Raw genomic sequence first — 12,427 nt, forward strand, 5'->3', positions numbered from 1 at the left:
CTCTATGTCCTGAGTATGAGGTAGAGAAGGGACGCGACGAGCGCGAGCGAGACGATATAAAAATCGTTGAAATAGAAGAAGTCCATCACCCGTTCGCCAATGGTGTAGTCGTACTGCCGGGTGACCGGCTCCTTCTCTTTTATGACCCGCTCCATGTCGGTATACGGGTGAGCTTCCTTTCCCCCTGGGCCGGAGGCCGGCTTCACCTCCGCGGGCTTCTCCTCTTCGAAAGAAGCTATCTCTGCCTTGACCGCGTCAAGCTGCTCCTTCCTGAACCTCAGGAACGTGCCACCTATCTTGTAGGCAGGGACCTCCCCCTCGTCCACAAGGCGCTTCACCTCTTCTTCGGAAACGCCCAGGTACTCCGCCACTTCGCGTATGTTATATAACTTCTCAGGCATAAACTCACCATATTGCTGCTATCAGCTTTCAGCTATCAGCTATCAGCAAAAAAAGCTGAAAACTATTTAATCTTCTCTGTCGCTACCCACTCGTCGACCTTGAGACGGTCGAATCTCCAGGAGTTGCCGTCCTTCATCCCGGGGAGTTTCCCCGAATTTGCCCATTCGAGGATGAGCGCGGCATCGACCTCTAGATACTTGGCCAGCTCTTCCGGCGTAAGGACGTTCTGGCGCGAGGCCGTATCGTGCTTCGATCTCGACAGCATCGAGCAGTTCCCTTCGAAGACTGCCCCTTCCGCCACGCTGAGGAGCGGCGTCCTTATGTCCCCTACCACACATCCCGGCGCTATGAGCTTCAGCTCCTTGACCGCGTTGATATTGCCGTTCACCTTGCCGGCTATCACGACCGTCTCGCCGGATATATCGGCGTTGACGGTGGCGTGCTCGCCGATCATGAGGTTACCCTTCATATTCAGGCTCCCCTCGAACCGGCCGTTTATCCTCAGGTTGACGGCCTCCCTGAAGGTCAGGGTCCCCTGCATCGACGCGTCTACATCCAATATCCTTTCCCCTTCATCCTTCTTCCCTTTTCTTCCCATCATACTCACCTCCGTCGTAATTTTAAAATTATTACAGCTATCAGCTATCAGCTATCAGCAAAAAAGCTGAAAGCTGACGACTGATAGCTGAAAGCTACACTCAATCGACCGCCCACTTAACATGCTTAACGCCTTCGAGACGGCTTATGTCCCGCACAAAACTGTCGTCACAACGGGCGGAATTCAACCTTATGCCAAGCTTGAGGGCCATATCGCCCTCCTCCTTACCCCTCTCCACCTCAAAATCGGTGACCTCTATGCGGTATTCCGAAAGGATCTCGCGTATGCCTTTCAGCTGGTCCACCCCGCCTCTCATCTCTATGTGTATCGTCTTATACCAGTCCTTCCGTATCATAGCGTGTTCCAGCTGGGAGAATAGCATCAGGGTCACCATGACTATGACGGTCGTTACTACAGACGCGAGATAGAACCCGGAACCTACGGCGAGCCCTATGCCTGCAACGACCCATAAGCTCGCCGCCGTAGTGAGGCCTCTTACCGATGCCTTGGAGTGCATGATGGTGCCCGCGCCGAGGAACCCTATACCGGTTATGACACCGGCCGCTATCCTTGCCGGGTCACAGGCGACCCTCGCCGCATATACATCGAAGATATGCATGGAGGTGAGCATTATGAGCGTAGAGCCGACGCAGAGAAGTATATGGGTCCTGAACCCGGCGGCCCTGCCGTGGAATTCCCTTTCAAAACCGATGACGCCGCTCAGGACCGCCGCCATCACAAGCCGGAAGATTATGATCCATTCGCTTAACATCAATTCACCTCCAGATTTGGTTGAGCGGACAGATAGAGGTCCGACCTCTCACCTTTTCGATAGAGCGCCTCGCCCAGCACGCCGACCATCGCGGCATTATCCATGCAGTACTCCGCTTCCGGGAAATAGACGTTCGTGCCTCTCCTGCCGGAAGAGTCCCTGAACTTCTCCCTGAGACGCGAATTTATCGCCACGCCTCCGCCCACTATCATTGTATCGGTCCTCTTCGCTTCACATGCCCTGTTCGCCTTCTCGACCAGCACATCGAGCACCGCCTCCTGGAAAGCGTAGCAGACGTCATCGACGATCGTGGCTTTGAGCTTTGGGCTTTGGGCCCTGAGCTTCTGTATGTAATATAATACCGCAGTTTTCACGCCGCTGAAACTAAAATCTAAAGAATCTTTCCCAAGGTACGAACGCGGGAAGACGACCCTCTTCCTGTCCCCGGCCAGGCGCGCCCTCTTCTCGACCGCCGGGCCGCCCGGATATCCGAGGCCCAGCATCTTGGCGACCTTGTCGTACGCCTCGCCGACCGCGTCGTCCTGCGTCTGCCCGATAAGCTTCTGCCTGCCTATATCCTCACAGTAGAACAGGGCGGTGTGGCCGCCCGAGACCACCAGGCCTACGAACGGGAATTCCGGCCTCCGGCCCTCGTTGAGGAAGGCGCTGTACAGGTGCGCGAGGACGTGGTTCACGCCGACGAGCGGCATCCCAAGGGCATAGCTGAGCGACTTCGCAAGCGATATCCCCGTAAGCAGGCTTCCGACAAGCCCCGGCCCGTTCGTAACGGTCACGAGTTTAATATCTTTGAGCGGGCGGCCCGATACCTTAAGCGCTTCCGACAGGACCTCAAGTATATATTCGACGTGGTACCTCGACGCTATCTCAGGGACGACCCCGCCGTAACGTTTATGCAGGTGGACGCTCGAGGAGACGATGTTGGAGAGGACCTTCCGGCCTTCCGTGACCGAAACGCCCGTCTCGTCGCACGACGTCTCTATCCCCAATGTGAGCATAGCACCCTTCTTAACGCGTTAATTGACCAGCTCCGACAGATATACGAAACGCACGCCGTCGCGGGCAAGGAGCGGCATCATCTCGGCCAGGACCTTTACCGTATTCTTCCGGTCGTGGCAGACCGCTATGGCGCGGCCGTTCTTGAACGCGAACCGCCTCAATTCCAGTACCTGTTTCTTTATGTAATTCGGGTCATCGGCCTTACCCATATCCAGGAAGACATTGCGCCTGGCACACCTAACCCCGGCCTCTTTCGCGACAGACCGGCATACCGACTTATCCGAAGTCACGCTGTCAAAGAAGTACATGTTGCGGGACTTGAGTTCGCCTATGATGAGCGCCATAAGCGGCCTCTCTTCCGTCGCCTTGGACCCCATGTGGTTCGATACCCCTTTTATGCCCGGGAGCCCGTCCAGGTCTTCCCCCAGCTGAGCGAGGACCTCCCGGTCGCTCATAGCGGAGTTTATCGTACCCTTCTCCAGACCCACTCCCTTACCGTGAGGTTCAAGCGGAAGATGCAGTATCGTCTCATAGCCCCTCGCCCGTGCCATCTCTTCGATCTGGCGTGAATGCGGCAGGTTGGGCAGGATCGAGAGCGTTACGGGTTTCTTTATGGCGAAGAACGCTTCGATGTTATTCATGTTATAACCGAAATCGTCCATGACTATGGCTATCTTCGGGTTATTGAACCGCTTCGTTATTTGCGGGAGCGGCTCTCCCTTCTTCGCGACAGCGCGCGGGGCCTCGCGCTTCCCGGGCGCATACCTGATCTTAACGGTGCCGGAGGCGCGGTGCCACAATATCCAGGCCGCGCAAAGCGCCAGGACCACGACAGCCGCCATGATGATCTTCGTCTTCATTGTTTCCTATATATCTTCAACGCCTTCACCAGGTCCACGGCCCTCTTGAGCTGGGAATCGTATACCACCTTGTCCTCCCCGGGGACTGTCTTGCCCGTCTTCGGGCCCTTCTCTGCCTTTTCGAAGATGGCCCCTGCTTCCGTATGCTCCGCTTCATCCCGGGCGTCTTCCCACTCTACCGTCACATCCGGGATCACACCCTGGTTGCGTATCATCCTGCCGCCCGGCGTAAAATAAGACGCCGTTGTGAGCCTGAGGGCCGAGCCGTCCCGCAGAGGTATTACCGTTTGGACTGAACCTTTGCCGAATGTCTTCATCCCCATTATGATCGCGCGCTTATTGTCCTGCAGGGCGCCGCCGACGACTTCGGAGGCGCTTGCCGACCCTTCGTTCACCAGTATTACCACAGGATAATCCGGGTGCAGTAACTTCCCCGAAGACCTAAAGACGGTATTCTGTTCTGCCGCACGCCCTTTTATGGAAACTATCGGGGTATCCTTCGGCAGGAACTTTTCCGATACCTCGACGGCCGTCTCCAGGAGCCCGCCGGGGTTGTTCCGCAGGTCAAGTATGAGCGCGTTCATCCCGCCGGCCTCGAGCTTTTTGAGCGCCGTCTCCAGGTCACGCGGCGTATTCTCCTGGAACTCCGCGATCTTCACATAGCCGATACCGTCTTCCAGGATGACCGCGTTCTTTATGCTGTGTATCTTTATGATATCGCGTTTTATCGCAAGGTCGACGGCCTTTTCGTCCTTCTCCCGCCATATCGTAAGCGCTATCGGCGTGCCCGGCTCCCCGCGCATCGTCTTTACCGACTCGTCCAGCGTCATATCTTTTGTGGATTTACCGTTTATCCGCACTATCCTGTCGCCGGGCTTGATGCCGGCCTCTTCGGCCGGAGTGCCGGCGATGGGAGCGATAACGGTCAGGACGCCGTCGCGCATGCCCACCTCTATCCCTATGCCGCCGAATTCACCCTTGGCCTCCATCTGCATCTCGTTGAATTCGTCCGGCTCCATAAACTCGCTGAAGTCATCCAGCGATCCCAGCATACCCCGGAGCGCGCCGTGGATGAGCTTCTTCGACTCCACTTCATCTACGTAACCGCTGCGGATGACGCTTATCGCGTCGGCGAAGAGCTCCACCTGGGCGTAGAGGTCGTCTTTCGACTTCGCGGTCTCTTTCCGCGGCTGGTCGTAGGCGCCTATGGCGATAGACGAGATGAGGGCCGCGGCGAGCACCGCCAGGAGTATCCTTAGCCGTTTCGTCATTTCTCTCCCCCGAGGAGTTTCTTAAGAAGGCCGTTCACAAGCGCGGGGTTCGCCTTACCCTTCGTCTCCTTCATGACCTGGCCCACCAGGAAAGCGAGCGCCGCGGTCTTCCCGTTCTTATAATCGTTTGCCGTCTTCTCTTCCCGCGCGATCACGGACCTCGCTATCTCCTCGATCTTACCCGCGTCGCTTATCTGCGCCAGCCCTTTCGCCTTCACGATGTCGGCGGCGGATGACTTTGTCTCTATCATCTCCGCAAGGACCGTCTTGGCTATCTTTCCGCTTATCGACCCGTCATCGATCATCTTGAGCAGGCCGGCCAGTCCTTCGGCCGGGACGCCGAGCGCCCCTATGGTCATATTCCTCTCGTTCAACTGCGCCATCATCTCGCCCGTGAGCCAGTTCGTGACCGTCTTCGCATTGCCGTGGATGGCTACGCAGCGCTCGAAATAATCGGCCATCTCCTTTTCCGCCGTGAGCACCCCGGCATCGTACTCCGACAGTCCGAATGTATCACGGAAGCGCTTCGCCTTTGCCTCCGGGAGCTCCGGCACGGTTATATCCTTCGCTATGCCGCTATCGACGAACGGGACGAGGTCCGGTTCCGGGAAATAACGGTAGTCGTGCGCCTCTTCCTTCGTGCGCATCGATACCGTGACCGACTTTTCGGCGTCCCAGAGGCGCGTCTCCTGCGGGATACGCTCGCCTGCGGCGACCGCCTCGACCTGCCGCCTGACTTCGTATTCGAGGCCGCCCTTTACGCCTTTGAACGAGTTCATGTTCTTCAGCTCGACCTTCGAACCGAGCCCGTCCGTGCCCCTGGGCCTTACGGATATGTTCGCATCGCACCTCAGGCTCCCCTTCTCCATATCGCAATCGGATACGTCGAGGTACTTAAGGATGGCCTTCAGGTTCGTGAGATAGCCGTACGCTTCATCCGGGGAATTTATGTCCGGCTCGGTGACGATCTCGAGAAGGGGTATGCCGGCCCTGTTATAATCGACGAGGCTGTAACTGCCGGGCGTGTCGTGTATGAGCTTCCCCGCATCCTCTTCCAGGTGGACCCTGCGGATGCGGATCTTCTTGGTCTTGCCGCCGGAGAGGATCATGACTTCCCCGTTATATGCTATCGGCTTGTCGAACTGCGAGATCTGAAAATTCTTCGGCAGGTCGGGATAGTAATAATTCTTCCTGTCAAATTTTATCGTCTTCTGCACCTCGCATTTGAGCGCCAGCGCGACCTTTACGGCGTAACTGAAGGCCCGGGCGTTAAGCTTGGGGAGGGACCCCGGGAAGCCGAGGCAGACCGGGCACGTCTGGGAGTTCGGCCTCTGGCCGAAACGCGTGGAGCATCCGCAGAACGCCTTCGTCTTCGTCGAAAGCTGGAGGTGCACCTCAAGTCCTATGACAGGTTCGTATTCCATCTATGCCTCACAAGGCCGGGTGTCTCTTATGCCACTCCGTCGCGCGCTCGTATGCGTACGCCGCGCTGAATATCTTCTCTTCGCAGAACGCGTCCGCGAGTATCTGGAGCCCCACCGGCAGACCTTCCTTCGTGAAACCGCACGGTATCGACATCGCCGGTATCCCGGCAAGGTTCGCCGGGATCGTGAATATGTCGGAGAGGTACATGCTGAGCGGGTCTTCCGATTTCTCGCCGATCCCGAACGCGGCGGTCGGCGCGGTCGGGGTGACTATACAGTCGACGGCCGAGAACGCCTTTATAAAATCTTCCCGTATCTTCGTCCTCACCTTCAATGCCTTCAGGTAATACGCGTCATAATAACCGCTCGAAAGCGAGTAAGTCCCGAGAAGTATCCTGCGCTTCGCTTCATCGCCGAACCCCTGCGAGCGCGTCCTTATATACATGTCGATAAGGTCTTTCGAGCCGGCGGCGCGCAGGCCGTATTGGACGCCGTCGAACCGCGCCAAATTCGAACTCGCCTCTGCCGGCGCAACGATGTAGTAGGTGCTTACCGCGTAATCGGTATGCGGAAGCGATATCTCCTTTACGGCGGCGCCCAGCTTTTCGAAAAGCTTTACGGCGTCCTTCACCGCCTTCAGCACTTCGGGGTCTATCCCCTCTATAAAGTATTCGCCCGGTATACCGATCCTCATCCCCTTTATCCCGGCTTTCATGGACAGGCGGTAGTCCGGCACGGCCATATCGGCGGACGTCGAATCCATATCGTCGTATCCGGCTATAACGCTTAAGAGCGACGCGGCGTCCTCTACATCCCTGGTTATGGGCCCGATCTGGTCCAGGCTCGAAGCGAACGCGATGAGCCCGTAACGGGAGACCCTGCCGTATGTCGGCTTCATCCCGACGACACCGCACATCGCCGCCGGCTGGCGTATCGAGCCGCCCGTGTCAGAGCCTATGGCCATGGCGGCAAGACCGGCCGCCACGGCGGCCGCGGAACCGCCGCTCGATCCGCCCGGTATGCGGGATGGGTCCCATGGGTTACGCGTCGGGCCGTAGCATGACGTCTCACAGGACGATCCGAAGGCAAACTCGTCCATATTGGCCTTCCCTATCAGGAGAGCGCCCGCGTCCTTCAGGCGCTTTATGACCGTAGCATCATACGGCGGTTTAAAACCTTTCAGGATCCTGGAGGCGCATGTCGTCTCTTCGCCTTTTACGCAGATATTGTCTTTTATGGCTATGGATATGCCGGCAAGAGGCCTTCCGGGGACGGAGATATCGACTGAGGCCGCCGCCTTGCGCGCACCGGCCTCGTTGAGAGTTATGCAGGCGTTCACTTTCGGGTTGACGCTCTTTATCCGCGCGAACGTCCCGTCCAGAAGCGAGGCCGCGTCCAGCTCCCCCTTTTCCATCTTCGCTCTGAGTTCGTGCGCGGTGAGCTCACAGATCTTTTCCATCGGCGCTATTTCCCCTCTATCACCTTGGGTATCCTGAAGAAATCTTCCTCTCTCTCAGGCGCATTCGCCAGCACATCTTCGACCGGAAGAGACGGCCGGACTTCATCTTTGCGGTCTACGTTCCTGAGATCAGAGAGGACATGACTCGTTGGCGGGGTATCGGCGGTATTCAATTCATCTAATTTCTTTATATATGTTAATATAGCAGCTAATTGTCTCGAATAGAGCTCGAGCTCCTTATCGCTAAGGCGCAGGCGCGAAAGGAGAGCAACGTGCTTCACGGTATCCGTGTCGATCTTCACGTCCCAAAAACCTCGCTTTTGTTATAACTTACCACACGCCGTTCGCTTTGTCAAATGCCAGGTTAATTTGACATTGGACATTAACGAGGCGTCACTCTTACCAACCCGAGAATGCGTCGGAGATGGCGGCGAAGTCGGAGAGGGCCAGGCGCTCGGGCCGTGAATCGGCGGATATGCCGTTCTCCGCGAGCACTTCCTGGAGGCGCTTCTTGGATATATTGAGGACACCCTTCCGGGAGAGCGAGTTCAGGATCACCTTCCGCCTCTGGTTGAATGCGCCCCTGACGATCCTGAAGAATATGGCCTCGTCCGCGACGCTCACCGGCGGTTGTTCGCGGACGTCCAGGCGCATCAGCGCCGAATCTACGCCCGGCACGGGATAGAAAGAGTTGCGCTTTATCGTATGCAGATATGTCGGCGACATGTAATACTGGACAAAACAGCTGATGGCCCCGTAATCATCCTCGCCGGGCGAAGCCATCAGGCGGCCGGCCACTTCCTTCTGGACGGTTACGAGTATCGACTCTATCGATGCGCGGTGTTTTATAAGGTGCTCCAGGACGGGCGTGGTTATGTAATACGGGAGGTTCCCGACGACCTTTATCTTTTTACCGGCGGCGATCTCTCCTATATCGAACGACAGGATGTCGCCGTTAAGTATCTTAAGGTTGGGGTGGTCTCCTCCGGCGAGATCGCGCAGGATCGCGACAGCCTTCTTGTCCTTGTCTACGGCGCAGACCCTCGCCCCTGTCTTGGCCAGGTCTATCGTCAGGGCCCCCAGCCCGGGGCCTATCTCCAGGACCGTGTCGCCGCGTCCTATGCGCGCCTCGGCTATTATCTTGTCCTTTATATTGGTGTCGACAAGGTAATTTTCACCGAGCCGTTTCAGCGGGGTGAAACCGTATCCGGAGAAGACGTCTTTCAGCTGGCTTATCGTGAGCATCGGTCCCGTTTTGCCGCAAGGCGGCATGCCAGGCGTATCGCCTCTTTCATCGATGACGGGTCGGCAATGCCTTTGCCGGCGATATCGAACGCCGTACCGTGGTCCGGGGATGTCCTGATGAAAGGGAGGCCGACCGTCAGGTTCACGCCGTCTTTAAAATGGAGCATCTTGAAAGGTATGAGACCCTGGTCGTGGTAGATCGCGACCACGGCATCATACTTCTTATTGAGCGCGTCGTAGAATACCACGTCCGGCACCGCCGGACCGTATATACCGCCGAATTTTAGAGCGGCGCGCCTGACCGCCGGCAGGATCACCCTCTTCTCTTCGTCACCGAAACGCCCGCCCTCTCCGGCGTGGGGGTTCAGCCCGGATACGCATATCTTAGGATGGCGTATCCCGAAAAAGTATTTCAGGGAAGCGCGCGTGAGCTCTATGGTCCGGTATATCGCATCGGAGGTTATAGCGCCGGGGACATCCTTCAGGGCTATGTGCCTTGTGACAAGGGTTATCTTCAGGTCTTGCGATACGAAGATCATCGCCACGTGCCGGGTGCGCGTCCTGGCGGCGAGGTACTCGGTGTGGCCTTCGAATAGGGTATAGGGTTTAGGGTATAGGGTATCGTGTAAAAATAGATTGATCGACGCTTTGTTGACGGGCCCGGTGACGAGGGCGTCCGCCCTTCCCTTTTTAAGTATCTCCAGCGCGGTATCCAGGTACTCGATCGCCGCCCTGCCGTATTCCGGGCGCGATCGGCCGCACCGGAGATCTTTCCGGCTGACGTTCGCGAGGTCGAGGATATCGAACCCGCATCTTACGCCGGACCTTTTTCCCGCCTTTTCTATTACGGAAAGGTCCCCTATGACCAAAAAATTGGCAAGCCCTGAAATTTCCCGGCTTGCCAGCGCTTTCACCGTGACCTCCGCGCCTATGCCGGCGGGGTCGCCCATGGTGATGATGACGGAGGGTTTATTTGAAGTCGATGTAGGCATTCTTCTTCAGATCCTCAACCCACCCTTCTATCTTTCCCTTTATCTTTTCCCTGAATATCGCCTGTTCTATCTCCCTCTTCACTTCGGAAAGCTCTCTTATCCTGCCCTTCCGCTTCTCCTCGACCTTGAATATGTGATATCCGAGGCTCGTTTCGATCACGCCCGACACTTCCCCTTCCTTCATGCTGAATACGACCGACTCTATCTCGGGCAGGAGGTCGCCCTTCTTGACATACCCCATCAGGCCGCCCTCTTCGGCGTAGGGCCCCTGCGAATACCCCTTGGCGAGCGCATCGAAGTCGCCCCCGTCTTTGATGCGTTTAAGGATCTCGTTCGCCAGGCTTAAGGCCTTACCGGCGCCGTCGGGACCTTCTTCCGGCCTTATAAGTATATTCCTGACCTTGAGGTCCTCGCCCTGCTCGTATTCGTTTATATGCGCTTTGTAATAATCGGATATCTCGCCCGGGGTCACGTTCACTTTCGACCCGACCTTCTGGTCGATCAGCCGTCTCATCATGAGCTGTTCCCTGTAACGCTTCCTCAGGTCTTTGGCCGCAATGCCCTGCTCCAGGAGGGCGCGCTCGAACGCTTCGTTGGAATCAAATTGTTTTTTGGCCTCATCCAGCCTTTCATCCACCTCTTTTTCGTCCACCGTCACATTAAGGCGCTTCGCTTCGCTCAGGATAAGACGGTCTTCTATAAGCTGGTTGAGGACCTTCTGCCTGGCCTCATCCAGCTTCTGTATGAGATCGTCGCCGTAATAGACCGTACGGTACTGCTCATATATGGGTTCAAGTATACGGTCGATCTCGCGCCGCGTTATGAGCTCGCTGTTGACCACCACCTCTATCTTGTCCAGCACCTCGGCGAAGGCGGGCATCGCCTGGACCGCCGCCGCGAAACAGATGAATGCTGTCGTCAATATTTTTTTCATGGTCTTCATTGCGCTGCGGGCTTATCCGCATCTCCCCCGTCCGGCCCTACCGCGTCTTCGTCAACGCGGACGTTGTACCTCTCCTTCAGCCCGGCCATAAAGAGATCGAACTGATCGGCGCGCTTACGCTTCCTGAGCTCTTCTTCTATGGCCCGCCTGACCCTGTCCAACGTCTCCACGCCCGGCTCTTTCCGGTCGGTCAATTTTATTATATGGTATCCGAACTGGGTACGGACTATATCGCTCGTCTCGCCCACTTTCAGTTTAAGGCAGGCGTTCTCGAACTCCGGGACGAGCTGTCCCATCCTGAAATATCCCACATCCCCTCCGCGGCTGGCGGTGGCGTCCGTTGAGCGCGCCCTGGCGAGCTCTTCAAAGCTGGCCCCGCCGGCAAGTTCCGCCTGGACCGCCCTCGCCTCTTCTTCGGTAGCTACAAGTATGTGGGACGCCCTCCACAGTTCCGGCGTCTTAAAATCATCTTTGTGGTCTTCGTAAAACTGCGTCACTTCCCCGTCGCTTATCTGTATCTTGTCATCGACTTCGTTCTTGAGCAGTTTGGTGATCAATATCTTCTTCTTCGCCTCTTCCAGTATATCCTTCACTTCCCGGTCCCTGTCGATGCCCTTCCTGACCGCCTCCTCATAGAATATCGTCTCCATGACGTACTCGTCCAGGAACCGCTTTTTATTCTTGTCCGCGATGTCCCTGTAATAGGCTGGAAGCCGGGCTATCCGGCGCTCGAAGTCCTTCGTGGTTATGGCCTTATTGCTGACGTTCGCAAGCACCTTATCGCCGGTGCCCTTCTTCCCGCAACCCGCCGATATCAGGCCGATGGCAAGGGCCATGGATATGCCGATGCTTATAGTAACAGGTGATAATCTTCTCATAATAGCAATATGATAGCATAAATACGCGCCGTCTTCAAGGCCGTTTTTTTTGCTGGCTAAGCCAGTAGAATCCTACGATTTACCGAGCACAGAAAATTTGAGGGTCCCATCCTAGGTCGCCCTAAAATTTTTCGTCTTCTATCCGGTCCCCTCTCCGGTGGGGTATCTCCCATGGGCAAATTTTTACGGGTCCTGCCGCTCCCTCGCCTTTTGTTCTATAGGGGCTGTGACCGATGAGGCGTAGTGCGATCCGATCGTGGTATAGCACATCGCCGTAGCGCCCCTGTGCGACAAAAGGCTCGGTCGCGTCACCCGTAAAAATTTTATCATTCGCTGCCGCACGAAGGGTACTGTGAACGGCCATTAGAATTTTTTCGGCAATACCTGCTATCCCTTATCGGTGCACAAGGTTCGCCTTCGTGTGAGTTGCTAATCAGGATAGATAACCTTCGGCGAAATCCGCCGAAGCACCCGGCCTATTTAGCATTGAATGCGAAGGCGGAATTTACGTCGAGCGAATGCAGGAACTGACCGAGGCAAGAGATGAAAGGATATATGCACCCGTA

The 12,427-nt window shown here is 56.5% G+C and carries 13 protein-coding genes; all 13 read right to left on the reverse strand.

What is annotated here, in order from left to right:
- Positions 1–2 precede the first annotated feature (2 nt).
- The 13 genes from WC515_06965 to WC515_07025 all read right to left on the reverse strand — a co-directional run bounded on the left by WC515_06965 (position 3) and on the right by WC515_07025 (position 11,861).
- Complete coding sequence (locus WC515_06965; protein ID MFA5147095.1) at positions 3–401, reverse strand: helix-turn-helix domain-containing protein; 399 nt, start codon at positions 399–401, stop codon at positions 3–5.
- A gap of 62 nt (positions 402–463) precedes the next feature.
- Positions 464–1,003 (reverse strand): polymer-forming cytoskeletal protein, encoded by a 540-nt coding sequence (locus WC515_06970; protein MFA5147096.1) that lies wholly within the window; start codon positions 1,001–1,003, stop codon positions 464–466.
- A gap of 97 nt (positions 1,004–1,100) precedes the next feature.
- A complete protein-coding gene (locus tag WC515_06975; protein ID MFA5147097.1) occupies positions 1,101–1,772 on the reverse strand; it encodes an MgtC/SapB family protein in 672 nt (223 codons plus the stop codon).
- A complete protein-coding gene (gene tsaD, locus WC515_06980) occupies positions 1,772–2,788 on the reverse strand; it encodes a tRNA (adenosine(37)-N6)-threonylcarbamoyltransferase complex transferase subunit TsaD (GenBank protein MFA5147098.1) in 1,017 nt (338 codons plus the stop codon). The genes WC515_06975 and tsaD overlap by 1 nt, the downstream gene beginning before the upstream one ends.
- An 18-nt stretch (positions 2,789–2,806) precedes the next feature.
- Complete coding sequence (locus tag WC515_06985; GenBank protein MFA5147099.1) at positions 2,807–3,649, reverse strand: divergent polysaccharide deacetylase family protein; 843 nt, start codon at positions 3,647–3,649, stop codon at positions 2,807–2,809.
- Positions 3,646–4,920, reverse strand: a complete 1,275-nt coding sequence (locus WC515_06990; GenBank protein MFA5147100.1) for a S41 family peptidase — start codon at positions 4,918–4,920, stop codon at positions 3,646–3,648. Before WC515_06990 ends, WC515_06985 begins: the two co-directional genes overlap by 4 nt.
- Positions 4,917–6,344 carry an Asp-tRNA(Asn)/Glu-tRNA(Gln) amidotransferase subunit GatB gene (gene gatB, locus WC515_06995; GenBank protein ID MFA5147101.1) on the reverse strand — a complete coding sequence of 476 codons (1,428 nt, stop codon included), beginning with the start codon at positions 6,342–6,344 and terminating at the stop codon, positions 4,917–4,919. Before gatB ends, WC515_06990 begins: the two co-directional genes overlap by 4 nt.
- A 7-nt stretch (positions 6,345–6,351) precedes the next feature.
- Positions 6,352–7,803 (reverse strand): Asp-tRNA(Asn)/Glu-tRNA(Gln) amidotransferase subunit GatA, encoded by a 1,452-nt coding sequence (gene gatA, locus WC515_07000; GenBank protein ID MFA5147102.1) that lies wholly within the window; start codon positions 7,801–7,803, stop codon positions 6,352–6,354.
- Between the two features lie 5 nt (positions 7,804–7,808).
- Entirely contained in the window at positions 7,809–8,105 is a 297-nt protein-coding gene (gene gatC, locus WC515_07005) for an Asp-tRNA(Asn)/Glu-tRNA(Gln) amidotransferase subunit GatC (protein ID MFA5147103.1), read from the reverse strand.
- 97 nt (positions 8,106–8,202) lie between these two features.
- Entirely contained in the window at positions 8,203–9,048 is an 846-nt protein-coding gene (gene rsmA, locus WC515_07010) for a 16S rRNA (adenine(1518)-N(6)/adenine(1519)-N(6))-dimethyltransferase RsmA (protein ID MFA5147104.1), read from the reverse strand.
- On the reverse strand, positions 9,036–10,040 hold the full coding sequence (pdxA, locus tag WC515_07015; protein ID MFA5147105.1) for a 4-hydroxythreonine-4-phosphate dehydrogenase PdxA: 1,005 nt from the start codon (positions 10,038–10,040) through the stop codon (positions 9,036–9,038). Before pdxA ends, rsmA begins: the two co-directional genes overlap by 13 nt.
- Entirely contained in the window at positions 10,018–10,983 is a 966-nt protein-coding gene (locus WC515_07020) for a peptidylprolyl isomerase (protein ID MFA5147106.1), read from the reverse strand. Before WC515_07020 ends, pdxA begins: the two co-directional genes overlap by 23 nt.
- Positions 10,980–11,861: a peptidyl-prolyl cis-trans isomerase gene (locus tag WC515_07025; GenBank protein ID MFA5147107.1), complete on the reverse strand. Its 882-nt coding sequence runs from the start codon at positions 11,859–11,861 to the stop codon at positions 10,980–10,982. The genes WC515_07020 and WC515_07025 overlap by 4 nt, the downstream gene beginning before the upstream one ends.
- Between the last annotated feature and the right edge of the window lie 566 nt (positions 11,862–12,427).

It is taken from the genome of Candidatus Omnitrophota bacterium, from assembly GCA_041650805.1.
Lineage (GTDB): Bacteria > Omnitrophota > Gorgyraeia > 2-01-FULL-45-10 > 2-01-FULL-45-10 > JBAZKM01.